Consider the following 24,539-nt stretch of genomic DNA (forward strand, 5'->3'; position numbering starts at 1 on the left):
AACCAAACATAAGCGCGCCGTTTCCGAGCCTGACGTGAGGTCCCTGTTCCATGCTGACACTTTCCATCAACGGCGCCGACCTTCAGGTCGACGTGCCCGAAGACATGCCTCTGCTCTGGGTCCTGCGCGACGTGCTCGGGCTCACCGGCAGCAAGTACGGCTGCGGTATCGCCCAGTGCGGCGCCTGCACCGTGCACCTGGATGGCCAGGCGGCGCGCGCCTGCGTCTTGCCGGTCGGCGAGGTGAAGGGCCGCAAGGTGGTCACCATCGAACGCATCGGCAACACGGAGCTCGGCCGGAAGGTGCAACAGGCCTGGCTGGAGGATGAGGTGGTGCAGTGCGGCTATTGCCAGTGCGGGCAGATCATGTCCGCCGTTGCCCTGCTGGAGCAAAATCCGCAGCCCGACGACCGCGCCATCGACCAGGGCATGGCCGGCAACCTCTGCCGCTGCTGCACCTATACCCGCATCCGCAGCGCCATCAAGCGCGTCGCCCAGGCATGAGGAGGCGCGAGATGAGCCAACCCGAAACGACCCTGCAATCCCCTTCGCGCCGCACCTTGCTCAAAGTCGGCAGCCTGGCCCTGGGCGGGCTGGTGATCGGTTTCACCCTGCCGTTCGCCGGGCGCAGCTTCGCCGAGCAGATCCTGAACGAAGGCCCGGAAGACCAGCCAATGTCCAACGCCACGGCGCTGGATGCCTTCATCAGCATCGACCGCGACGGCCAGGTCACCTTCACCGTGCCGAAAATCGAAATGGGCCAGGGCGCGCAGAGCGGGCTGGCCGTGATGGTCGCCGAGGAGCTTGAGATCGGCCTCGACCAGATCACGCTCAAGGAAGCGCCGCCGAACGAAGCCATCTACAACGACAAGCTGCTGAATTTCCAGGCCACCGGCGGCTCGACTTCAATCCGCAGCAATTGGGAGCCGCTGCGCCAGGCCGGTGCGGCCGCGCGGTTGTTGCTGATCCAGGCCGCGGCGCAGCGTTGGCAGCTAGCCGCCGATGGCCTGCGAGCAGAGAACGGCCGTGTGCTCGGCCCTAATGGCCAGAGCTTCGGCTACGGCGAGCTGGTCGAGGATGCCTCGAAATTACCCGTCCCGGAGAACATTCCGCTCAAGCCGGCCAGCGAGTTCAAGCTGATCGGCAAGCCCACCCGGCGCCTTGACACGCCTGCGAAAGTCGACGGTACGGCACGCTTCACCATCGACCTGGTGCTGCCCGGCATGAAGTACGCCTCGATCCGCGCCTGCCCGGTGATCGGCGGCACGGTGCGCAGCGTCGATGACGCTGCCGCTCGAAAAGTCCCTGGGGTACTGGAGGTGATCGCCCTAGGCAACGCCGTGGCGGTGATCGGCGAGCACACCTGGGCCGCCATCGCCGGCGTGCGCACGCTGGAAATCGACTGGGAGCTGGGCGAGAACGCCAACATCGACTCAGCGCAGATGGAGCGCGAGATCAAGGAGGCGCTGGACAAGCCTGGTGCCATCGCCAACGAACAGGGCGACATCGACGGTGCGCTCAAGGACGCGGCCAAGACGTTTGAAGCCGAGTACCAGATGCCCTTCCTCGCCCATGCGGCGCTCGAGCCGATGAGCTGTGTAGCGCAAGTGCGGCCCGACGCCGTGGAGGTCTGGGTCGGCACCCAGGTGCCGGTGCGCGCGCAGACGGCCGCCGCCGAGGCGGCGCAACGGCCCGCCGAGCAGGTGATCATTCACAACCAGCTCATCGGAGGTGCTTTCGGTCGTAGACTGGAAGTCGATTTCATCCATCAGGCAGTCGCCATCGCAGCAAAGGTCGATTACCCCATCAAGCTGACCTGGACACGCGAGGAAGACACCACCCACGACATGTACCGGCCGCACTACATCGACCGCTTCGCCGCCGCATTCGACGCCGAGGGCCAGCTGCTGGGCTGGCGTCACACCATTGCCGGCGCCTCGGTGCTGGCCCGCTTCGCACCCGAGGCGGTGCCTGAGAACGGGCTGGATGGCGATGCGGTGGAAGTGGCCATGCACCCCATCTACGCGCTGCAGCACCTTCGGGTGAACTACGTGCCGGTGCCGCCCAGGGCGCTGCATCAGTCCTGGTGGCGCGGCGTGGGCCCGCTGCGCAGTACCTACATGCTCGAGAGCTTCGTCGACGAGCTCGCCCGCCACGCCGAGCGCGACCCGGTGGACTTCCGCATGGCGCTACTCGGCAGCCATCCACGCGCGCAGGCAGTTCTGCAACTGGCGGCCGAAAAGTCCGGTTGGAGCGAGCCGCTGGCAAGCGGGCATGGCCGCGGCGTAGCAGTACAGGAGGTATTCGGCAGCTTCCTTGCCACTGTGGTTGAGCTGCAGGTCACTGAGGACAAGGGCATCAAGCTCAAGCGCCTGGTGGTTGCGATCGATTGCGGGCAGGTGATGAACCCGGTATCCGTCAAGTCGCAGATCGAGGGCGGCACCCTGTTCGGGCTCTCCGCCGCGCTGTTCAACGAAATCACCGTCAGCGGTGGCCGCGTCGAGCAAACGAACTTCCATGATTACCGCCAATTGCGGATCACCGAGGCGCCGCCGGTGGAAACCTACATCGTGCAGAGCACCGAGGCGCCCGGCGGAGTTGGCGAAGCCGGCACAGCGATGATCGCCCCGGCGCTTGTCAATGCACTTGCCGCAGCCAATGGCACCCGCATCCGCCGCCTGCCCCTGGCACGCGCCGGCTATTACGTGATCTGAGGAACGAGCATGACGATTCGACTGCCCTATCGCGGCCTGCTCGGCGCTGCGCTCGTGCTGAGCGCGGCGACCGCCTTGGCCGACCCGACCCTTGAGCGCGGCGAGTACCTGACCCGCGCAGCGGACTGCCTGGCCTGCCACGTCACCGAAGGCGGAAAGCCTTACGCCGGCGGCCTGCCTGTGGAGATGCCGTTCGGCACCCTGTACTCGACCAACATCACACCAGACAAGGAAACCGGCATCGGCAACTGGACCGACGACGAGTTCGTCGAGGCCATGCAGCAAGGTATCGGGCCGGACGGCCGTCACTACTACCCGGCCTTCCCCTACACCTCTTACACACTGATGCCGCGCGAAGACATTCTCGCAATCAAGGCGTACCTGTTCAGCCTCGAGCCGGTGCACCAGCCGAACAAGGAAAACGACATCGGCTTTCCCTTCAACCAGCGCTGGGGCATCGCGTTGTGGAACCTGCTTTTTCTCGACGACGAGCGTTTCGAACCGGACCCGGAACAATCCGAACAGTGGAACCGCGGCGCCTATCTGGTCGAAGGGCCGGGGCATTGCGGCGAGTGCCACACGCCGCGCAATTTCATGCAGGCGAAGAAGGGCTCCGAGGCGCTCGCCGGCTCGACGATCCAGGGCTGGGCCGCCTGGAACATCACCGGTGATAGACAGGGTGGGATCGGCGACTGGCCGGACGACGCCCTGGCACGCTACCTGGCTACCGGCGTCGCACCCGGCTACGGCGTTGCGGGCGGGCCGATGGCCGAGGTGGTCAACCACAGCCTGCGCCACCTCACGCCCGAGGACATCCAGGCCATGGTCGTCTACCTCAAATCAGTGCCAGCCCAACCCGCGGAGATCGAGCGGCCCGAGGCCAAGACGCTCGCCAACGAGCCGCCCGCCAAAGCGGTCGATCCGCTGGGCCAGAAGCTGTTCGCGGATGCCTGCGCCAGTTGTCACAAGTGGGACGGCAGCGGCCGGCAGAGCGATTACGCCTCGCTGCGCGGCCTGCGCACGCTGAATGACCCGCAGGGGTTGAATCTGGTTCGGGTCATCCTCGACGGCGATGCCCTGCACGGCCCCAGCGGGCATCACCTGATGCCGGCTTTCAACCGGCACTTCAACGACCGGGAAGTGGCCGCGCTGGCCAACTTCATGCTCGGCCACTTTGGCGCGCAACCCGGCACGTTGAGCGCCGAGACGATCTCCGAGCGCCGCTGAGAGGCTCGGCAAGCCCGCCCTTCGACCTCAATCAACGTAGCGGCGGGCAGCCTGTTCCAGCAGGCCATCCTGCTTCATCTGGTCCAGGGTGCGCTGCAGCTTCTCGACCACGTCGTCGGGGGTGTCCTTGTTCAGGGCGAGATACAGGTCGACCCGATTCAACGTCAGGGCCACGACCAGAGGCCCGACGCCGGCTTGCTTGGCTTCGTATTCGCCGGAGGGGTTGGTGGTCGCCCAGAGATCGAACTGACCGCTTTTGAGCTTGGCCGGCGTGTCGATCAACGAGTTCTGTACCTCGATACCGCGCGTGATCAGGTACTGGCTGCCGACGCTGCCATCCTTCGATCCGATCCGGTACTGCTTGGCATCTTCCAGGCTGGTGAGCTGGATGGGGCTTTCCGGGGTTTTGAGCAACACGATCTGGATTTCGCTCAGCGGGCCAACCCATTTGTATTTGGGCTCACGCTGCGGCGTGCGGCTGAGGGAAAACACACCAAACCCGTGCGTCTTCTCCGCCAGGTCTTGCAGGCGGCTCCAGGGGAAGCGCAGCGTCATCTCGTAGGGCACGCCCGCTCGCTTGAATAACTCAGCCACGACCTCGGCGTCGATGCCGTTGATCGCACTCTCCTTGGCGAAGTTCTTCCCATCGACGGCCATGCTGAACGGCGGGAAGTTCTGGGTGAGCAGGTTGATCTTTTCGCCGGTGGCATGAGCCTGGGCGAGCGGCAGGAGGGTGAACAGCGCGCCCAGAACGGCGCCGCGAACACTGTTGTGTTTGGTTGGCATGTCAGACTCTCGGTCGTTGAATTTATTGTTGTATGGGCGTGCCACGGTCGGGCGGCGGGCTCGGCACCTGTCGCTAACGCCTGCGGGCCGATTCAGACAGACCGACCGCGCGGACGAACGGTAGCAGGCATGCGCAGCGCAAACGCTGCGCCGGGTCACTTAAGTGACAGTCATTCGAAGCCGCTCAGCCCGCTTTGCCAGGCTGCGCCAGCGGACCCGCTCTGCCCCGAGGTCTCCAACGATTGCAGCGATCTGAAGGGGTTCCGCGACCCAGCGGTCGTTCGTCGCAAACCGGGGCGCCATTCGTCGCTCCGCCACTTCGGCGCAGGTGCTTGCCGTATTCTCGCCGGCTATCGGAGTCCGCCGACCCGATTCACAGTCCGGCATATAAATCGCATCCGACACGTCCGAGCTGTGTTGCGCCATCTGATTGGCGCCGCGGGAAATTCCCCGCGAACAACTGTGGTCCGCCTTCCCGGGCGGTTGTTTGTCGAGACATCGGGCTTCCCGATTGGATGTGAAATGAAAACACCACGCCTGCTACAAGGTCGCCGCGGCCCTGTACTCTCCGTTTTCCTGTTGCTACTGGTGGCCGCCTGCGTGGCCTATTGGCAGTTACGCCCGAGCGCACCCTCGACACCGGCCACCGGTGCAGCGGCGAGCATGCTCGACGCCCTGCAGGAGTCCACCGACCCTTGGCAAGCCAATCGCCGGGATCTGTCCGTGCTGATGAGCGATCTGCGCGGCGCCACCATCGCCAGCGCCGCGCTGGGCAAGGATGCGGTCTATATCAGCCTGCACGACGGCCTGCGTTATTGGGTTCCGGATCAGTCCGGACGCGTCGCCCAGCTGCTTCTGGACCAGTACGCCAGCAGTGACGGTGAGCTGTTTCCGCTAACCCTGTTCGATACTGACGGCGAGAAGCCCTGGTATCGAATGGTGCTGCCCTATGCGCCATTCATTCTGCTGCTGGTTGGCGCCCTGACGTACCTGGCGATCAAGAGCCAGGCGTTCCAGGTGCACCGAAAAGGCAGCGGTATCAGCTTCAGCGATGTGATTGGCGCGAGCGAAGCCAAGCAGGCGCTGAGTGACGTCACGGCCTATCTGCGCGATCCGGCCGCCTATACCGCGCTGGGCGCACGGCCGCCGAAAGGCGTGCTGCTCACCGGCGAACCCGGCACCGGCAAGACGCAGCTGGCCAAGGCGCTGGCCACCGAATCCAACGCCAGCTTCATTCAGGTGACCGGTAGCGATTTTTCCTCGATGTATTTCGGCGTCGGCATCCAGAAGGTCAAGGCACTGTTCCGTACGGCGCGCCGCCAGGCCCCCTGCATCATCTTCATCGATGAGATCGATGGCATCGGCAAACGTGCCGAACAGCAGCGATCCAGCGACGCCGAAAGCAATCGCATCATCAACCAGTTTCTTGCCGAGATGGACGGCTTCGACGGTGCGAGCGGTGTGCTGGTACTGGGGGCGACCAACTTCCCCAACTCGCTGGACCCGGCGCTGGTGCGCGAGGGCCGCTTCGACCGCTCCATTGCGGTCGGCCTGCCGGGCCTCGCAGACCGTGAGGCGCTGTTCCGCCTTTACGCCGCTAAGATCCGCGCCGAACAAGCGTTGGACTATCCGCAGCTGGCCCGCAATACCGTCGGCCTGACGCCCGCCGCCATCGCCTACATCGTGAACCATGCGGCGCTGCTGGCTGCGCGAAGCGAAGCGAAGGCGGTGACCATGGCGCATTTCGTCGATGCCGTGGAAACCTGCCGGATCGGCGAGCAGCCGTCCGGCGTCACGCCGATGTCGCCGACCGACCGCAAGCGCATTGCCGTGCACGAGGCTGGCCACGCGTTGGTCGCCGCCGCGCTGAAAACCGGCCGCGTGGAAAAGGTCACCATCCTGCCCCGAGGCCAAGCGCTGGGCGTGACCCTGGTCACCCCGGTCGAGGACAAGCGCTTGCACATGGAATCCGAGCTTCGCAACCGCATTCAGATGCTGCTGGCCGGCCGTGGCGCCGAGCAGCTGTACTTCCACGAAGTCTCCTCCGGTGCCGGCCAGGATCTGCAGGAAGCCTCGAAAATCGCACTGTCGATGGTCGGCGCGCTGGGCATGGACCCGAACGGTTCGCTGCTCAGCCTGCAGGCGGTGCGCGACGCTCACATTGAGTTCGATTCCGGCGAATCCATCCGCGCCGCCGACGACCTGCTCAAGCAGCTCGACCGCGACTGCATGGCGCTGCTGCAACGGCTCAAGCCGGCACTGGACGAAATCGCCGACAAGCTGCTGGCTGAAGAAACCGTGCCGGGCGAAGAAGTATTGGCTGCCATCGAGCGGCTGCCTGATCACCACCTTGACGCCAATGTCAGCTCGATCATCGGTCATGCCATGAGCACCATCGACCGCGTTGCTGCCAGCGCTATGGAGAACGCTCCGTTCCTTGATCTGGCGCCAGTCGAACAGCCCGAGGATGACGGGCCGGGGATGGTCTGACCCGCTGAGACGGGTCAAGAAGCGATGAACGGGAGGCTGGTGCCACGTAGCTGACGAAACAGGGAGGCCGGTCTGGCCTCCGGCCTCCCACGTTCGGCTTTACGCTTTACTCGATTACCACCAGATGATTTGGCAACTCGTTGCGTTCGTGAGTGGCTGGAAGGTGTTCCGTGAGCAGCGCACCGCAGGTTTCGATGCAGGTCAGAAAACCTTCAAGCACCTGGCCGTTGCGCACGTCTTCGGTGAAGGAAGCAACGACGGACTGCCAGACCGCGTCATCGATGCGGCTGGAAATGCCGCGGTCCACAAGAATCTCCACATAGCGCTCGGCTTCGGACACGAAGATCAGCATGCCTGTCCCGGCGGCGGTGTGGTGCAGGTTCTGCTCGATGAACTGACGCCGCGCCAGGTTGCAGGCGCGCCAGTGGCGAACGGAGCGTGGAATGAGTCGGCTGGTCACCGCATCGATGCGAAAGACCAAGGCCAGCACGATGAAGGTTGCCCATTGCGCCAGCAGCATCTGCCACGCGCTCAGCCAGCCCGTGAAGAACACCAGCGCGCCCGGTAACAGCAGCGCCAGCAGGCTCGCCCAGAGCAGCGGAATGTAGCGGTAGTCGTCAGCCTGCGCAGCAAGCACGGTCACCAGTTCGGCGTCGGTGTGCCGCTCGACGCGGTTGATCGCTTCGGCGACCTGCTCGAGCTCGCGTTCGGTCAGTAGGGTCATCTAGTCATCCGTCTGAGAATTCGTTGTCCTGTGCTGCTCGGCTTCACCAGCCACCTGAGGCGCCGCCGCCACCAAAGCCGCCACCCCCGCCACCGAAACCACCCCCACCAAAGCCGCCGCCTCCGCCGCGCCCCATCCCGCCGAGGAGCGCGCCCAGAAGGACCGCGCGACCCGCACCGCGCCCGCCACGCCCACCTCGACCGCCTCCGATGACGAAAATCGCCACCAGCATGAGGAAGAAGCCGAGGATGCCGAAGCCGCCCGGCTCCTGTGCGTGCATCGGCATGGCCGGCTGGGTCGCAGCCGTGCGCAGCGGATCGCCGCCAAGCACCTGAATCATCGCTTCGGCGCCCTCGACGATGCCGCGGGTAAAGTCGCCCTGTTGAAACGCCGGCGCAATGATCCGGTTGATGATCACCGAAGACTGCGCATCGGTCAGGCGGCCTTCCAGGCCGTAGCCCACCTCGATGCGAATCCGCCGGTCATCGCGCGCGACGATCAGTAACGCGCCAGTGTCCTCATCCTTCTGGCCAATGCCCCACTCGCGCCCCAGCGCCAGCCCGACCTCCTCGATACTCTGGCCCTGCAGGTTCGGCAAAGTGACGACAACCACCTGCTCGCCGCTGGCCTGTTCGTGTGCAGCGAGCATCCCCGTCAGCCGCGCTTTGGACTGGGTATCGAGCAGCTCGGCACGGTCGACCACGCGCCCGGTCAGCGGCGGGACCTCGAACGACTGGGCGACGACGCCGCCTGCCCACAGGAGCAGCGCCAGCAGCAGCGCGACGGTGCGGGTCATTGAAACTGCACGCGTGGAGCCTGATCGGCGTTTTCAGCGGTGGCTTCGAAGTTCTCCCGCACTGGCATATCGCTGTACATCAGGGTGTGCCAGATCCGACCGGGGAATGTGCGGATCTCGGTGTTGTAACGCTCGACCGCCTGAATGAAATCCCGCCGTGCCACTGCAATCCGGTTCTCGGTGCCTTCGAGCTGCGACTGCAATGCCAGGAAATTCTGGTTCGACTTCAAGTCCGGGTAGCGCTCGGACACCGCCATCAGGCGGCTCAGCGCGCCAGTCAGCTGGTTTTGCGCTTCCTGGAAGCGGCGCAGTTTTTCTGGATCATCGAGATCGTCGGCGCTCATCTGGATGGACGTAGCACGTGAGCGCGCCTCAGTCACGGCGGTCAGGGTTTCCTGTTCCTGGCGAGCGAAGCCCTTGACCGTCTCGACCAGATTGGGAATCAGGTCCGCACGCCGCTGGTATTGGTTTTCAACCTGCGACCAGGCCGATTTCACCTGCTCGTCATACTGCGGAATGTTGTTGATCCCGCATCCGGCCAGCAGCCAGGACAGGAACAGAACCCCGGCGACCTGCCAGGTGAGTCGATAGCGCTGCGTCTGCATGATTCGCTTATCCGTAAGTGTGATGAATTCCACATATAGGGATGACCTAACGGCAAGAGAGTTCAGCGTGGGGCACAGGACCGACCCGTTCCGGTAAGTGGGCGAGGCAGCTGATGACGGTCCGGGTAGCTGATCGTCAGCAAGCGGGCTCCTACAGCACTCACTTCGCGGCGCGCTGTTTTGTTAGGAGCAAGCCTGCTACAGGCGCTGCTCTAATCTTCGCGTAGCAAGCCCGTGCGGAGCTCGTGTGCTGGCGGTCCAGATCGGGCAGCGACCGCTGATCACGCGTTCAGATCACGCCGGACTGCCGCAGGGACAGGATCTTTTCGAAGCTCAACCCCAGCACGTTCTGCAGCACCGCTTCGCTGTGCTCGCCCAGCAGTGGCGGCGCCTTGCGATAGCTCACTGGCGATTCGGACAGCCGGAGCGGGCTCGCCACTTGCGGCACGCTGCCAGCCAGCGGATGTGGCAAGTCCAGACGCAGGCCCCGCGCCTGTACCTGCGGGTCCGCGAATACCTGGGACAAGTCGTTGATCGGCCCGCAAGGCACGCCGGCCGCTTCCAGCAGGGCAACCCACTCGGCGGTGGTGCGGAACACCGTGGCCTGGCGAATCAGCGGGATCAGCTCGGCGCGGTGCGCCACCCGCGCCTTGTTGTTGGTAAAACGCGGATCACTCGCCCATTCAGCATGCCCCGCCACCTCGGCGAACTTGCGGAACTGGCCGTCGTTACCGATGGTGAGAATGATGTCACCGTCGGCTGTCGGGAAGTCCTGGTAGGGCACGATGTTCGGGTGCGCATTGCCCATGCGCTTGGGTGCCACGCCGGTGGTGAGATAGTTCATCGCCTGGTTGGCCAGGCAGGCGACCTGCACGTCCAGCAGCGCCGTTTCGACATGCTGGCCGACACCCGTTTGCTCGCGGTGATTCAACGCGGCGAGCACGCCGACCGTGGCATAGAGCCCGGTGAGGATGTCGGTCAGTGCCACGCCCGCCTTTACCGGCCCGGCGCCCTCCTCCGCATCGCTACGCCCGGTCAGGCTCATCAGCCCACCCATGCCCTGGATCATGAAGTCGTAACCGGCCCGCCCGGCGTAGGGGCCGTCGCTGCCGAAACCGGTGATCGAGCAATAGATCAGCCGCGGGTTGATGGCTTTCAGGCTTTCATAGTCCAGCCCGTACGCCGCCAACCCGCCGACTTTGAAATTTTCCAGCAGCACATCGCACCGTTCGACCAGCTCACGGATGATGCGCTGGCCTTCAGGCTGGGTGAAATCCAGCGTCAGCGACTGCTTGTTGCGGTTGGCTGACAGGAAATAAGCCGCTTCTGAGGTGTTTTCGCCCTGCTGGTCTTTCAAGTACGGCGGCCCCCAGTGACGGGTGTCATCGCCCGTGCGCGGACGCTCGACCTTGATCACCTCGGCGCCAAGGTCACCGAGGATCTGCCCGCACCAGGGGCCGGCGAGCACGCGCGACAGGTCGAGGACGCGGATGTGGGAAAGAGCGCCGGACATAGAGGTCTCTCAGTAGCGGATGGGGTAAAACGTGATCGCTTGCTAGATGGCGCACACGAGTGCGCCCACCTACAGCAGTTGAGCCTTGTGTGGGAGCGAGCTTGCTCGCCCCACATCGACGTCCCGCTTAGAAGAACGCCTGGATGCCCGTCTGCGCGCGACCCAGGATCAGCGCATGCACGTCATGCGTGCCTTCATAGGTGTTCACCACCTCGAGGTTGACCAGGTGACGGGCCACGCCGAACTCATCGCTGATGCCGTTGCCGCCCATCATGTCGCGGGCCATGCGCGCCACGTCGAGCGCCTTGCCACAGCTGTTGCGCTTCATGATCGAGGTAATTTCCACCGCCGCGGTGCCTTCGTCCTTCATACGGCCGAGGCGCAGGCAGCCCTGAAGCGCCAACGTGATCTCGGTCTGCATGTCGGCCAGCTTCTTCTGGATCAGCTGATTGGCAGCCAGCGGGCGGCCGAACTGGTTGCGGTCCAGCACGTATTGCCGGGCGGTATGCCAGCAGAATTCGGCAGCGCCCAGTGCGCCCCAGCTGATGCCGTAGCGCGCGCTGTTCAGGCAGGTGAATGGGCCCTTCAGGCCACGCACGTCCGGGAAGGCGTTTTCTTCGGGGCAGAACACGTTGTCCATCACGATCTCGCCGGTGATCGAAGCGCGCAAGCCGACCTTGCCGTGGATCGCCGGCGCGCTGAGGCCTTCCCAGCCCTTCTCGAGCACGAAGCCACGGATAGCGCCATCATCATCCTTGGCCCACACCAAGAAAACATCGGCGATCGGGCTGTTGGTGATCCACATCTTGCTGCCGGACAGCCGATAGCCGCCGTCGACCTTCTTGGCACGCGTGACCATAGAGCCCGGATCGGAGCCGTGGTTCGGCTCGGTCAGACCGAAGCAGCCGATGTATTCGCCGCTGGCCAGCTTGGGCAGGTACTTCTGCTTGGTTTCTTCGTTGCCGAATTCATTGATCGGCACCATCACCAGAGAGGACTGCACGCTCATCATCGAGCGGTAGCCGGAATCGACGCGCTCGACCTCGCGCGCAATCAGGCCGTAGCACACATAGTTCAACCCGCTGCCACCGTAGGCTTCAGGGATGGTCGCACCGAGCAGGCCGGTCTCGCCCATCTCGCGGAAAATGGCCGGGTCGGTCTTTTCATGACGGAATGCCTCCAGCACCCGCGGCGCCAGCTTGTCGGCACAGAACTGCGCGGCACTGTCACGCACCATGCGCTCGTCTTCGGTGAGCTGCTGGTCGAGCAGCAGCGGGTCGATCCAGTTGAAGCTTGCGGTGCCGGCCATGGGAGGTCCTCTTGTTGGAAGCGGTACGTCGAGCGACGCCCGACGTGGTCGATAGGACGGATGCTAGAAGCAGGGGCGCGAGGCGGCAAACGAGTTATTCGCAAACACCTGTGCGTAAAGCGCACTAAAACGTATGCTCTTCGCCCGATCAGGACCGAGTTTAGTGAGGCTGCCGCATAATGCGCCGCAAAATACCAAGCACCGCCGCGCTTATCGCCTTCGAGGCCGCTGCGCGTCATCAAAGCTTCACCCGCGCCGCTGAGGAGCTGTCGCTGACGCAAAGCGCGATCTGCCGACAGATTGGTGGTCTCGAGGAGTTTCTAGGGCTCGAACTGTTCCGCCGCTCACGCCGCGGCGTGAAGCTGACCGAAGCGGGCCAGTCCTATGCACGCCGAGTGGCCACGCAGCTCGATGCGGTCGAGCGCGACACGCTTTCGGTGATGGGCCAGCAGGGCGCGCAGACGATTGAGCTGGCACTGGTGCCCACCTTTGGCACCCAGTGGCTACTGCCGCGCCTGCATCAGTTCCAGCAAATGCATCCGGAAATTACCGTCAACCTGACCAACCGCACCCGCCCGTTTCTCTTCGCCGATACCGAGTTCGATGCAGCCATCTATTTCGGTGATGGCGACTGGTCCGGCACCGTGGCTTATCCGTTGATGCCCGAGCACTCGGTGCCCGTGTGCAGCCCGGCCCTGCTGGGCGGCGCCGGCTCGCTCACGGCTACGCGGATTGCCGACATGCCGCTCCTGCAACAGACCACCCGCCCCTACGCCTGGCGGCAGTGGTTCGACTCTCTGGGCATGAAAGTCGCGCGCGACATGACCGGCCCACGCCTGGAACTGTTTTCCATGCTGGCGCAGGCGGCCGAACACCAGATGGGGGTAGCGCTGATTCCGCCGTTTCTGATTCAGCGCGAGCTGGCCGAGCAACGCCTGGTAATCGCTCATCCGCACGCGTACCGCCGCGAAGGCCAGGCCTATCACCTGATGATCCCAGAGCGCCGCGTGGAATCGGCGGCGCTGAATGCTTTTCGAGACTGGTTGCTGGACGAAGCGCGCGCCTGGGTGGCGCAGTCGGTCTAGCCGTCACTCAGGCCGGGCACGCGATGAGCGAACCGCCTCGCTGGGCGGGGGCGATCAGACCGCAGCGGGCTTCGGCTTGCGGGGCTTGAGGTATTTGGTCAGGCCTTGGAACCACATCACCAAGGCGGGATTACCCTGGATCTGAATGTGCTTGTCCTGAATGCCCTGCATGAACGCCAGCTGCTTGTTCTTGGCGTTCAGGGTGGCGAAGCCGTAGGCGCTGTCCTTGAAGCCGATGGCAAAGGCCGGATCGGTGGCTGGGCCGGCATGGTGGGTCATGCGCTGGTCTTTCACTACGTAATGTCGGGCAACCTTGCCGTCCAGGGTGTGGAGCTGAAAGGTCAAAGCCTTGTCGCCGAGTTGCTTCTGAAAGTCGGGGTTGGTGCGGCTGGCCTTGGTCATCAGACGGCCAAGCATCCAGAGGAGAAAGCGAAATTTCATGAACGGGCCGACCGTGGCAGAAAAAACGGGATTGTAGCGGCTGGTTCGGGCGGTGGAAGCGGGAGAACAGGCCGGTCCAGAGCGGACCGTTCGGTCAAGCTGACCCGGAGCCTGGGCGGCCCCGGGGCCAGGCGAGGTCAGTTGATCGCGTCTTTCAACATCTTTCCCGGCTTGAAGGCCACGGTGTTACTGGCCTTGATGGTGACGGGCTCACCTGTCTGGGGATTCTTTCCGGTGCGGGCGCCACGGTGGCGTTGCAGGAAGGTGCCAAAACCAACCAGGGTCACGCTGTCCTTGCGGTTGAGCGCGTTGGTGATTTCATCGAGAACGGCATTAAGGACCCGATTGGCCTGATCCTTAGTGAGATCGGCCTTTTCGGCGATGGCGGCTGCGAGTTCCGGTTTGCGCATAGGTAGCCTCTTTAGACTTTATTGTTGTTGTGTCCACGGTTCTCCGAACCGTGGGTTACAAGGCGCTGCAGCGGCTCTAGCGTGCGGCAGCGCTCTAGGAGAATGGCACGCTGCTAGCACTCGCGCCAGCCCCCGCCAGCGCTTTGAACGGTCAATCCGACGTCTTAAACGACAGAACCTGCGGTACTTCCGCCAGCACTGGCGGCAGCTGCTTGTTCAAGGCCAGGCGCGCCTGAACGGCCGTTCCGGTGAGCGCATAGCCCAGCAGCCGGCCGTCTGCGCCGCGGTACTCGGCTTGCAGGTCGTTGCCCTCGCCTTCGACCTGCCAAGCGCCTTCACTGCCCACGGCGGGCGGCGAAACCACCAGCGGACAGACCGGCGTCTTGACCGTGATCGGCATCGGGCCGTAAGTGACCGGCGTCGGCTGGCCGGCCAGCGTGCGGGCAAGCGCGCGCACCCCACTCATCAATGGCATCACGTAGAGCAGATTGAGCCCTTCGACCTCGGCGCAGTCGCCCAGCGCATAGACGTGGTCAGCCGAGGTTCGCAGCTGGCGATCCACCTCGATGCCGCGATTGACGTTCAGTCCTGCTGCCTCGGCCAGCTCGATACGCGGGCGCAGGCCGACAGCGCTGACGACCAGGTCGCAGGGGATGCGTTGGCCATCGGACAGGCTCGCCTGCAAGGTATCGCCTTCGCGGTCGAGGCGTTGGAGCACCGGCCCCAGGTGAAAGCGTGCGCCCAGCGACTCAAGCCCGCGCCGGACCGCTGCAGCCGGTTCCGGTGGCAACAGGGATGGCATGATCTGGTCACAGGGCGCCACCAGCTCCACCTCGTAGCCGCCCTGCAGCAGGTCGTTGGCGAACTCACAGCCAATCAACCCGGCGCCAAGGATCAGCACCCGCCGCTTGCCCTGTGCGGCCTCGCGGAAACGGCCGTAGTCGAGCAGGTCGTTGATTGGGTAGATCGCATCCTGCGCGTCGCCCGCAACCGGCACCGAAATAGTTTGCGCGCCCCAGGCGATCACCAGGTCGCGATACGCGACTGGCTCGTTGCCAATCCACACGCGACGCGCTTGCGGCTCGAGCCGGGTAACGCGCGTGTGGGTGCGGATCTCGGCGTCGAGCTGAATGGCCATCTGCCCGACCGTCATCATGCCCAGCGCGTCTGCGTCCTTGTTCATGGCGAAGCCGGTGGAGAGCATGGGTTTGGAATAGGAGCGGCCATCGTCCGCCGTGATCAGGAGCAGCGGCGTCTCGCTGTCGAGCTTGCGAAACTCCCGGGCGAGGTTATAGCCCGCCAGCCCGGTGCCGATGATGACCAGCGGCGCCATATCGTTCGATGCATTCATATCAGCCGATCGCAATCATTTCGAAGTCCATCTTGCCGACGCCACAATCAGGGCAGAGCCAGTCTTCGGGTACGTCTTCCCAACGGGTGCCCGGCGCGATGCCTTCGTCCGGCCAGCCTTCGGCCTCGTCGTAGATGAAACCGCATACCACGCATTGCCACTTCTTCATTATTCACCTCGATCAGTCTCGGTTGCGCTGACGCTATAACAGAACCGCGGAAAGCGCCAAATGGCCCGCTCGGATTAAGGACAACGCCGCGCGTGCTTTTCCTGCACCAAAGGAAACGGGCGGCCTGGGCCGCCCGTTCGGTGTCACAGCGCTATCAGCTTCCGTTGGCGATGCCCACCAGCGGATCGCTGATACCCATCACATAGAAGCCGATCAGGCCGATGGTGCCGGCCAGTACGAGGTAGTACAGCGTCGGCAACATGGTCTTGCGAAGCGTGATGCCTTCGCGGCCGAGCAAGCCGACCGTGGCCGACGCCGCAACCACGTTGTGAATCGCGATCATGTTGCCCGCGGCAGCACCCACTGACTGCAGCGCCACCATCAACGCGCCGGAGATGCCGAGCAGCCCCGCCGTGTTGAACTGGAACTGCGACAACATCAGGTTGGAGACGGTGTTGGAGCCGGCAATGAACGCACCCAGCGCACCGACGGCCGGCGCGAAGAACGGGTAGACACTTCCAACGCTGTTCGCGACCAGCTGCGCCATCGCCACCGGCATCGAAACCAGGTCCGACCCGTTAACGCCGGAGTTGATCAGAATCCGCACCATCGGAATGGTGAAGATGAGCACGAAGCCCGCACCCAGCAGCGTCTTGCTCGATTCGGAGATCGCCGCGCCCAGCTGAGCGGCCTTCATCCGATGCAGGAAGAAGGTCACCAGAACCACCATGCAGAGGATTCCACCCGGTAGATAGAGCGGCTCCAGGGTTCCGGAGACGCCCGTTTCACCGAGGATGTCCTTCCAGCCGAAGCTGACCGACATCAGTGCAGCCTTCACACCGGGGAACACACGCGAGATTACGAGGAAGGCCGCCAGCAGCAAGTACGGCGCCCAGGCCATCGGCACGGAGATCGGCGTGCGTCCGGCGACGTCCTCGATCTTCATCTCGATCTTGCCCATCCACTCCACCGGCCACTCGCTGGCCGGGGCGAAATCCCAGCTGGACTTGGGCAGCAGGAAGCCCGCCTTGGCCGCCGGCACCACGATGGCGAGGCCAATCAGCGCACCGATCATCGAAGGGAATTCCGGCCCGAGGAACACGCCAGCCGCCGCATAGGGAATCACGAACGCCAGCCCGGTGAAGATGGCGAACGGTGCCATTGCGAGGCCTTCGCTCCAGGAGCGGTTACGGCCGAAGAAGCGGGTCATGATGCAGATCATGATCAGCGGCATGAGGATGCCGCACAGCGCATGGATGATCGCCACGCGGGAGAAGATCAGGTGGAAGAACACCTCCCAGCTGCTGCCCGCGGCTGTGAGCTGGCCGCCTAGCGTGGCTTGGTCGAGGCCACCGGCAACACCCACCAGAATCGGCGTTCCCACCGCACCGAACGACACGGGCGTGGATTGCACCATCATGCCGAGCACGACCGCGGTCAGCGCCGGGAAGCCCAGTGCCACGAGCAGCGGCGCCGCGACGGCGGCCGGCGTACCGAAGCCCGACGCCCCTTCGATGAAGCAGCCGAACAGCCAAGCCACGATCAGCACCTGAACGCGCTTGTCGGGGCTGACGTTGGCGAAGCCCCGGCGAATGGATGCGATCCCCCCGGAATGCTTGAGCGTGTTGAGCAACAGGATGGCGCCGAAGATGATCCAGAGGATCGCGGCGGTAAGAATCAGACCTTGCAGCGTGGAAGCCAGGACCCGGTTGAAGGTCATGTCCCAGGCCAGGAGGCCGATCAACGCAGTGAGCACGAAAACCAGCGGCATTGCGTACTTGGCCGGCCAGCGAAAGCCGATCAGCAGTACCCCCGCCAGCACCAGCGGCACGAAGGCCAGTATGGACAGCAGTGTCTGACTCATTGTTGGGTTCCTTGTTTTTTGTTGTGAACCACTTCTATCCGGGAAAGCCCGGTCCCACGCATGGCTGAAATGAACGTGTCACCTCAGTCCGAGCGACTGACCAACAGGTCATGTTGGCCGGCCCCTCTTGCTCGAAAGCCCCGAGCGCTGAAAGGCGCCCGGGGCTCGTCAAATCACGTCGGTGATCAACAAATGCTGACCGCCGACTGTCCGGCTGATAACGCTCAACCGGCCTGCTGCTTGAAGCGCTGACGCCAGGCATGCAGCAGCGGCTCTGTGTAGCCGCTCGGCTGCTCGCGACCCTTGAACACCAGATCACAGGCCGCCTGGAACGCTGCTGACTGAGAATAGTTGCCCGCCATCGGACGGTAGGCCGGATCGCCCGCGTTCTGCTGGTCGACCACCTTGGCCATGCGCTCCAGCGTTTCGCGAACCTGCGCCTCGTCGACCACGCCATGACGCAGCCAGTTGGCCAGGTGCTGGCTGGAGATACGCAGCGTGGCGCGGTCCTCCATAAGGCCGACGTCATGGATGTCTGGCACCTTGGAGCAACCGACGCCCTGTTCGACCCAGCGCACTACGTAGCCGAGGATGCCCTGGCAGTTGTTGTCCAGCTCCTGCTGGATCTCCGCGGCCGACCAGTTGCGCTCCGGCGCGACCGGGATGGTCAGCAGGTCATTAGTCAGCTTGTCGCGCTCGGCGGCCAGATCGATCTTCTCCAGCTCGGCCTGGACCGCCTGGACGTCGACCTGGTGGTAATGCAGCGCATGCAGCGTGGCGCCAGTCGGTGATGGTACCCAGGCGGTGTTGGCGCCGGCCTTGGGGTGGGCGATCTTCTGCTCGAGCATGGCGGCCATCAGGTCCGGCATGGCCCACATGCCCTTGCCGATCTGCGCCTTGCCCCGCAGGCCGCAATTCAGGCCGACCAGCACGTTGTTGCGCTCGTAGGCCTGGATCCAGGCGGTACCTTTCATGTCGCCCTTACGCAGCACGGCGCCGGCTTCCATGATGCTGTGCATCTCATCGCCGGTACGGTCGAGGAAGCCGGTGTTGATGAAGGCCACGCGGTTCTTCGCTGCGCCGATGCAGGCCTTGAGGTTGACGCTGGTGCGGCGCTCCTCGTCCATGATGCCGACCTTGAGCGTATAACGCGGCAGGCCGATCAGGTCTTCGACGCGACCGAACAGCTCGTCGGCGAAGGCGACCTCGGCCGGTCCGTGCATTTTCGGTTTGACGATGTACATCGAGCCGGTGCGCGAGTTGCCCTTGCGCTGCTGATCGTGCAGAGCGATCAGGCTGGTGACCACGCCGTCCATGATGCCCTCGGGAATCTCGTGGCCTTCGCCGTCGATGATCGCCGGGTTGGTCATCAGGTGACCAACGTTGCGGATGAACAGCAGCGAACGGCCGTGCAGCTTCAGGTTGGAGCCGTCGGCGGCGGTGTATTCACGATCGGCGTTAAGGCGACGGGTGATACGCTTGCCGCCCTTCTCCAGGTCTTCGACCAGATCGCCCTTCATCAGGCCCAGCCAGTTGCGGTAGACCAGCACCTTGTCGTCGGCATCGACCGCGGCGGTGGAATCCTCGCAGTCCATGATGGTGGTGACGGCGGCCTCCATCAGCAGATCCTTCACGCCGGCAGCGTCGGTCTGGCCGATCGGGCTGTTCGGATCGATCTGGATCTCGACGTGCAGGCCGTTGTTCTTCAGCAGGATCGCAGTCGGCTCGACAGCTTCGCCCTGATAGCCCACGAATTTCTCGGGCTGCTTGAGCTCGGTAACGCTGCCGTTTTCCAGCGTGACCTTGAGCGCGCCGTCCTGCACCCGGTAGCTGACCGAGTCTGCGTGGCTGCCTTCAGCCAATGGGGCGGCCTGATCGAGGAAGTTGCGCGCGAAGGCGATGACCTTGGCGCCGCGCACTTCGTTGTAGCCCGGCCCCTTCTGTGCGCCGTTCTCTTCGCTGATGGCGTCGGTGCCGTAGAGCGCGTCATACAGCGAGCCCCAGCGGGCGTTGGCAGCATTCAGCGCGTAACGCGCATTGCCGATCGGCACGACGAGCTGCGGGCCGGCCTGAGTGGCGATCTCGCTGTCGACGTTGCTGGTGCTGATCTTCACCTCGCCCGGCTCGGGCTGCAGGTAGCCGATGGATTCGAGGAAGCGGCGGTAAGCCGGCATGTCGCTGATCGGGCCGGGATTGCTGCGATGCCAGTTGTCCAGCTCGACCTGCAGGCGGTCGCGCTCGGCCAGCAGGGCGCGGTTCTTCGGTGCCAGGTCGTGAACCAACTGATCGAAGCCCTTCCAGAAGGCTTCTACCTCAACGCCGGTGCCCGGCAGAACTTCGTCTTCGATAAAGCGTTGCAGGTTGGCCGCGACTTGGAGCCGGCCCAGGGTTACGCGCTCGGTCATGCTGTTGTTCTCCTTTTCCGAATCAGTTGGCGACAGCGGCAACGCCGGCCTTGGCGATCTGGGCATCCTGGGCGGCCGTCACGCCGGAGACGCCGACCGAACCGATCACCTGCCCGTCGACGATCACCGGCACGCCACCTTCCAGCGAGCAGACCACCGGGGCGGACAGGAAAGCGTTGCGCCCGCCGTTGACCATGTCTTCGTAGCCCTTGGTTTCGCGACGCCCCACCGCGGCGCTGCGCGCCTTTTCGGTGGCGATGTAGGAGGCGATCGGCGCACAGCCGTCCAGACGTTCCAGCGCCAGCGGGTGGCCGCCGTCGTCGGCGACCACGATGGTCACGGCCCAGCCGTTGTTCTGCGCTTCGCTGCGCGCGGCGGCCAGGATGGCGGTCACTTCGGTCTGGGTCAGCATGGCTTTGGTTTTCATGTTTTCTCCTGTCGATTCGAGGTGCGTCACGGCGCGTACTTGTGTTGCAGCGAGCCTGCTCGCTATTGATGCATCGTTTAACTGCGGTCCTTGCTCCGGTAAGCGTGGAGTCCATGCTCCAGAGCCGCTCCGGTGTGCGGCCTGGCACTCGGTGTGGGCCGCTTTCCCCTCACCCTAACCCTCTCCCCAGCGGGGAGAGGGGATGGTTGCGCCGTGCTGTGGCCAGCACCACGCCGAATTCGCGCACGCGCCGCCTTGCTCCCTCGCCCCTCTGGGGAGAGGGCCGGGGTGAGGGGTGGTCGGGTCACCCCATCGCCTCCTCGACGATCTCGATCCAGTGCCGCACCGGCGTGCGGCCGGCACCGTCGAGGTGTGTCTGGCAACCGATGTTGGCGGTGACGATCACTTCCGGCTGGCCGCTTTCCAGCGCATTGAGCTTGTTGTCGCGCAACTGGTGGGAGATCTCCGGTTGGGTGATCGAATAGCTGCCCGCCGATCCGCAGCACAGATGCGCATCCGGCACCGCGGTGAGGTGGAAGCCGAGCCGGGTGAGCACGTCTTCGACCGCGCCGCCGAGCTTCTGTGCGTGCTGCAGGGTGCAGGGGCAATGAAAGGCCATGCGCTTGTCGGTCTCGACCTTCAGGCGCTCAAGCTCGGCGCTGCGCATCACCTCCACCAGATCCTTGGCCAGCGCGCTGACCCGCGCGGCCTTGGTCGCATAGGCCGGGTCGTTCCGTAGTAAATGACCGTAGTCCTTGATGAAGGCGCCGCAACCGCTGGCCGTCTGAACGATGGCTTCAGCACCGCCTTCGATGGCCGGCCACCAGGCTTCGATGTTGCGCCGTGCACGGTCCAGGCCTGCTTCCTGCGCATTCAGGTGATAGTCCACCGCGCCGCAGCAGCCCGCTTCGCGCGCAGTCGTCACGCTGATACCCAGGCGATCGAGCACCCGCGCGGTGGCGGCATTGGTGTTGGGCGACAGGCTCGGCTGCACGCAGCCTTCGAGAATCAATACGCGGCGGGCATGCAGCACCTGGGGGCGCGGCTTGGCCGGAGTGACCTTGCGCGGCATGTGCGCCTTGAGTGTCGCGGGCATCAACGGACGCAGCGCGTTACCGGTGCTGAGCAGACTTTTGAACAAGCCCGGACGTGGGATCACCGTGCGCAGGCCGGTGCGCAACAGACGCTCACGCGCCGAGCGCGGCACCTGCTGCTCCATGAAGTCGCGACCGATATCCAGCAGATTGTGATACTGCACGCCAGAGGGGCAGGTGGTTTCACAGTTACGGCAGGTCAGGCAGCGATCCAGGTGAGTCTGGGTGGCCTCGGTAACCTCACCGCCTTCGAGCATCTGCTTCATCAAATAGATGCGCCCGCGCGGGCCATCCAGCTCGTCTCCGAGCAGCTGGTAGGTCGGGCAAGTAGCGTTGCAGAAACCGCAATGCACGCAGGAGCGCAGGATGCTCTCGGCTTCCTCGGCGCGCGGCAGCTTCTTCGCGGCTTCACTCAGATTGGTTTGCATGGTCAGACCTCGGAATACATACGGCCGGGGTTGAAGATCCCCTGCGGGTCCAGCGCGGCTTTCAGCTGGCGGTGATAGCGCAGCAACGGCTCGGCCAAAGGCTGAAACGGACTCGCCGTGGCGCCAGCGGTGAAACAGGTGGCATGACCGCCTACTTCACTGACGATGGCGCGAATGATCTGTGCGTCGGCATCGGATTTCAGCCAACGCTGGGCGCCGGCCCAGTCGATCAGCTGCTCACCAGGCAACGCCAGCTCCGGGGTATCGGTGGGCAACGAGAGGCGCCACAGCGGGCGCGCGTCGCTGAAGAAGCCCAGGCGCTGTTCGCGCAGGTCGTTCCAATAGCCGGCCTCCAGCGTCTCGCCACCGATACGGTCGCAGGCGGCATTGACCGAACCTTCGCCGCCTTCCAGGCGCAGATGCAGCGCCTGGCCGTCATGGCTCGCCGCGGTGATTGGTACGGGTTGCTGACCCCATTCGGCCAGCTTGAGCAGCGCGCGATCGACCGGCATGTCCACCCGCAAGCTGCGCGAAAGGCGCGGCTTGGGCAGTACCTTGAGCGAGACTTCGGTGAGCAGGCCGAGGCAGCCGAAGCTGCCGGCCATCAGGCGCGACAGGTCGTAGCCAGCGACGTTTTTCATCACCTCGCCGCCGAAACGCAGGTGCTTGCCGTGGCCGGTGATGACCCGCGAGCCCAGCACGAAGTCGCGCACCGAGCCACTCCAGGGGCGCCGCGGGCCGGACAGGCCGGTCGCGATCATGCCGCCCACGGTGGCACCTTCGCCCAGGTGCGGTGGCTCGCAGGGCAGCATCTGGTTGGCCTCGTCGAGCGCGGCCTCCAGCTCAGCCAGCGGGGTGCCGGCGCGAACGCTGATCACCAACTCGGTCGGGTCATAGCTGACGATGCCGCGATGGGCACGGGTGTCGAGCGGCGTGCCCTGGACTTCACGACCGAGAAACGCCTTGCTGCCACCGCCCTGAATACGCAGCGGGGTGTTGCTGGCCAACGCCTGGTTGACGTGGTCGAGCAGCTGCTGGCTGTCGTCGAAGGAAACCGTCATCAGAAGCGCTCCAGTTCAGGGAAGGGCAACTGCCCGCCATGGACGTGCATGCCGCCGAATTCGGCGCAGCGGTGCAGCGTCGGGATGTTCTTGCCGGGGTTGAGCAGGCCGCTGGGGTCGAAGGCCGCCTTCACGGCATGGAACAGGGTCAGCTCGTCGGCGTTGAACTGCGAACACATCTGGTTGATCTTTTCGCGGCCGACGCCGTGCTCGCCGGTAATCGAACCACCGACCTTGACGCAGAGCTCGAGAATCTTGCCGCCCAGCGCCTCGGCGCGTTCCAGCTCGCCTTCGGTGTTGGCATCGAAGAGGATCAACGGGTGCATGTTGCCGTCACCGGCATGGAATACGTTGGCGACGCGCAGGCCGTACTCGTCCGACAGGTCACTGATGCCCTTGAGCACGCCAGGCAGCTCGCGGCGTGGAATGGTGCCGTCCATGCAGTAGTAGTCCGGCGAGATGCGCCCGACCGCCGGGAAGGCGTTCTTGCGACCGGCCCAGAACTTGACGCGCTCGGCCTCGTCCTTTGCCAGCCGTACCTCGGTGGCGCCGGCCAGCTTGAGCACTTCGCCCACGCGGGCGCAGTCGTCGTGCACGTCCGCTTCGACTCCGTCCAGCTCGCAGAGCAGGATCGCCTCGGCGTCCACCGGGTAGCCGGCACGGATGAAGTCTTCGGCGGCGCGGATCGACAGGTTGTCCATCATTTCCAGGCCGCCGGGGATGATGCCGGCAGCGATGATGTCGCCCACGGCGCGGCCAGCCTTTTCCACCGAGTCGAACGCCGCCAGCAGCACCTTGGCCACCTGCGGCTTGGGCAGCAGTTTGACCGTCACCTCGGTGACGATGCCGAGCATGCCTTCGGAACCGGTGAACAGCGCCAGCAGGTCGAAGCCCGGCGAATCCAGGGCATCGGAGCCAAGCACCATGCGCTCGCCATCGACGGTGAGAATGTCCACCTTGAGCAGGTTATGTACGGTCAGCCCGTATTTCAGGCAGTGCACGCCGCCGGCGTTCTCAGCGACGTTGCCGCCAATGGAGCAAGCGATCTGCGAGGATGGATCGGGCGCGTAGTACAAATCATAGGGCGCCGCCGCCTGTGAGATCGCCAGGTTGCGTACGCCGGGCTGAACGCGGGCGAAACGACCGGCCGGGTCGACTTCGAGAATCTTGTTGAAGCGCGCCATCACCAGAAGGATGCCCTGCTCCAGCGGCAACGCGCCGCCGGAAAGTCCGGTCCCTGCGCCACGCGCCACCACCGGCACGCCACGCTTGTGGGCAATCTTCAGCAGGGTTTCGACCTGTTCGACGCGCTCCGGCAACACCACCAGCATCGGCGTGGTGCGGTAAGCGGACAGGCCGTCGCACTCGTAGGGCTTGAGGTCTTCGCCTCGATGGAGGATGTCCATGCCCGGCAGCTGCGCCTGCAACTCGGCCAGCAAGGCGGCCTTGTCGACCTTGGGCAGCTCACCGTCGACGCGTTCGTCGTAGAGGATATTCATGGCAGTCGGTGCTCTTGATGATTCACCGCGCGCACGGCCCGCTGCGGTGGTTTGTCGCATCATTAGCCCGACAGTTCTCATCCGTCCATATTGGAAACCACTGGTCCTACCAGTTTCTTTCGTAAGCCTTTCAATCTCTGGA

At 64.4% G+C, this 24,539-nt stretch carries 21 protein-coding genes; 5 read left to right on the plus strand and 16 right to left on the minus strand.

The window, feature by feature from the left end:
* The first annotated feature begins 50 nt into the window (after positions 1-50).
* The 3 genes from M1D78_RS19005 to M1D78_RS19015 are packed head-to-tail and all read left to right on the plus strand — an operon-like array spanning position 51 to position 3,940.
* A complete protein-coding gene (locus tag M1D78_RS19005; RefSeq protein ID WP_423707008.1) occupies positions 51-503 on the plus strand; it encodes a (2Fe-2S)-binding protein in 453 nt (150 codons plus the stop codon).
* An 11-nt stretch (positions 504-514) separates the two neighbouring features.
* Complete coding sequence (locus M1D78_RS19010; RefSeq protein WP_437421510.1) at positions 515-2,713, plus strand: xanthine dehydrogenase family protein molybdopterin-binding subunit; 2,199 nt, start codon at positions 515-517, stop codon at positions 2,711-2,713.
* Positions 2,714-2,722: 9 nt separating this feature from the next.
* On the plus strand, positions 2,723-3,940 hold the full coding sequence (locus M1D78_RS19015; RefSeq protein ID WP_437421511.1) for a c-type cytochrome: 1,218 nt from the start codon (positions 2,723-2,725) through the stop codon (positions 3,938-3,940).
* A 27-nt stretch (positions 3,941-3,967) separates the two neighbouring features.
* Here M1D78_RS19015 and M1D78_RS19020 read toward each other — a convergent pair whose 3' ends face one another.
* Positions 3,968-4,726, minus strand: a complete 759-nt coding sequence (locus M1D78_RS19020) for a substrate-binding periplasmic protein (protein WP_437421512.1) — start codon at positions 4,724-4,726, stop codon at positions 3,968-3,970.
* Between the two features lie 522 nt (positions 4,727-5,248).
* On the opposite strand from M1D78_RS19020, the gene M1D78_RS19025 reads away from it, so the two are divergent.
* Positions 5,249-7,216: an AAA family ATPase gene (locus M1D78_RS19025; RefSeq protein WP_437421513.1), complete on the plus strand. Its 1,968-nt coding sequence runs from the start codon at positions 5,249-5,251 to the stop codon at positions 7,214-7,216.
* A gap of 106 nt (positions 7,217-7,322) precedes the next feature.
* Here M1D78_RS19025 and M1D78_RS19030 read toward each other — a convergent pair whose 3' ends face one another.
* The 5 genes from M1D78_RS19030 to M1D78_RS19050 form a co-directional block, all read right to left on the minus strand.
* Positions 7,323-7,940, minus strand: coding sequence for a TPM domain-containing protein (locus M1D78_RS19030; protein ID WP_437421514.1), 618 nt, complete (start codon positions 7,938-7,940; stop codon positions 7,323-7,325).
* 43 nt (positions 7,941-7,983) lie between these two features.
* On the minus strand, positions 7,984-8,736 hold the full coding sequence (locus tag M1D78_RS19035) for a TPM domain-containing protein (RefSeq protein WP_437421515.1): 753 nt from the start codon (positions 8,734-8,736) through the stop codon (positions 7,984-7,986).
* On the minus strand, positions 8,733-9,341 hold the full coding sequence (locus M1D78_RS19040; protein WP_437421516.1) for a LemA family protein: 609 nt from the start codon (positions 9,339-9,341) through the stop codon (positions 8,733-8,735). Before M1D78_RS19040 ends, M1D78_RS19035 begins: the two co-directional genes overlap by 4 nt.
* 289 nt (positions 9,342-9,630) lie before the next feature.
* A complete protein-coding gene (locus M1D78_RS19045; RefSeq protein ID WP_437421517.1) occupies positions 9,631-10,854 on the minus strand; it encodes a CaiB/BaiF CoA transferase family protein in 1,224 nt (407 codons plus the stop codon).
* A gap of 127 nt (positions 10,855-10,981) precedes the next feature.
* Positions 10,982-12,163 (minus strand): acyl-CoA dehydrogenase, encoded by a 1,182-nt coding sequence (locus M1D78_RS19050; protein ID WP_437421518.1) that lies wholly within the window; start codon positions 12,161-12,163, stop codon positions 10,982-10,984.
* 179 nt (positions 12,164-12,342) lie between these two features.
* On the opposite strand from M1D78_RS19050, the gene M1D78_RS19055 reads away from it, so the two are divergent.
* Positions 12,343-13,248 (plus strand): LysR family transcriptional regulator, encoded by a 906-nt coding sequence (locus tag M1D78_RS19055; protein ID WP_437421519.1) that lies wholly within the window; start codon positions 12,343-12,345, stop codon positions 13,246-13,248.
* A gap of 54 nt (positions 13,249-13,302) precedes the next feature.
* Here M1D78_RS19055 and M1D78_RS19060 read toward each other — a convergent pair whose 3' ends face one another.
* The 10 genes from M1D78_RS19060 to glcD all read right to left on the minus strand — a co-directional run bounded on the left by M1D78_RS19060 (position 13,303) and on the right by glcD (position 24,397).
* Positions 13,303-13,689 (minus strand): SCP2 sterol-binding domain-containing protein, encoded by a 387-nt coding sequence (locus tag M1D78_RS19060; protein WP_437421520.1) that lies wholly within the window; start codon positions 13,687-13,689, stop codon positions 13,303-13,305.
* A gap of 137 nt (positions 13,690-13,826) precedes the next feature.
* Positions 13,827-14,099, minus strand: coding sequence for an HU family DNA-binding protein (locus tag M1D78_RS19065; RefSeq protein WP_014854330.1), 273 nt, complete (start codon positions 14,097-14,099; stop codon positions 13,827-13,829).
* 151 nt (positions 14,100-14,250) lie between these two features.
* Positions 14,251-15,450: an NAD(P)/FAD-dependent oxidoreductase gene (locus tag M1D78_RS19070; RefSeq protein WP_437421521.1), complete on the minus strand. Its 1,200-nt coding sequence runs from the start codon at positions 15,448-15,450 to the stop codon at positions 14,251-14,253.
* Position 15,451: 1 nt separating this feature from the next.
* Positions 15,452-15,619, minus strand: coding sequence for a rubredoxin (locus tag M1D78_RS19075; protein WP_437421522.1), 168 nt, complete (start codon positions 15,617-15,619; stop codon positions 15,452-15,454).
* Positions 15,620-15,773: 154 nt separating this feature from the next.
* The gene (locus M1D78_RS19080) at positions 15,774-17,483 is read right to left on the minus strand and encodes an L-lactate permease (RefSeq protein ID WP_437421523.1); all 1,710 of its coding nucleotides are present in this window, start codon (positions 17,481-17,483) and stop codon (positions 15,774-15,776) included.
* A 224-nt stretch (positions 17,484-17,707) separates the two neighbouring features.
* Positions 17,708-19,888 (minus strand): malate synthase G, encoded by a 2,181-nt coding sequence (locus M1D78_RS19085; RefSeq protein WP_437421524.1) that lies wholly within the window; start codon positions 19,886-19,888, stop codon positions 17,708-17,710.
* A 22-nt stretch (positions 19,889-19,910) separates the two neighbouring features.
* The gene (locus M1D78_RS19090; protein ID WP_437421525.1) at positions 19,911-20,315 is read right to left on the minus strand and encodes a heme-binding protein; all 405 of its coding nucleotides are present in this window, start codon (positions 20,313-20,315) and stop codon (positions 19,911-19,913) included.
* Positions 20,316-20,619: 304 nt separating this feature from the next.
* Positions 20,620-21,837 carry a glycolate oxidase subunit GlcF gene (glcF, locus tag M1D78_RS19095; RefSeq protein WP_437421526.1) on the minus strand — a complete coding sequence of 406 codons (1,218 nt, stop codon included), beginning with the start codon at positions 21,835-21,837 and terminating at the stop codon, positions 20,620-20,622.
* A gap of 2 nt (positions 21,838-21,839) precedes the next feature.
* Positions 21,840-22,898 carry a glycolate oxidase subunit GlcE gene (glcE, locus tag M1D78_RS19100; protein ID WP_437421527.1) on the minus strand — a complete coding sequence of 353 codons (1,059 nt, stop codon included), beginning with the start codon at positions 22,896-22,898 and terminating at the stop codon, positions 21,840-21,842.
* A complete protein-coding gene (gene glcD, locus M1D78_RS19105) occupies positions 22,898-24,397 on the minus strand; it encodes a glycolate oxidase subunit GlcD (protein ID WP_437421528.1) in 1,500 nt (499 codons plus the stop codon). The genes glcE and glcD overlap by 1 nt, the downstream gene beginning before the upstream one ends.
* Between the last annotated feature and the right edge of the window lie 142 nt (positions 24,398-24,539).

It is taken from the genome of Pseudomonas sp. SA195 (assembly GCF_054131565.1).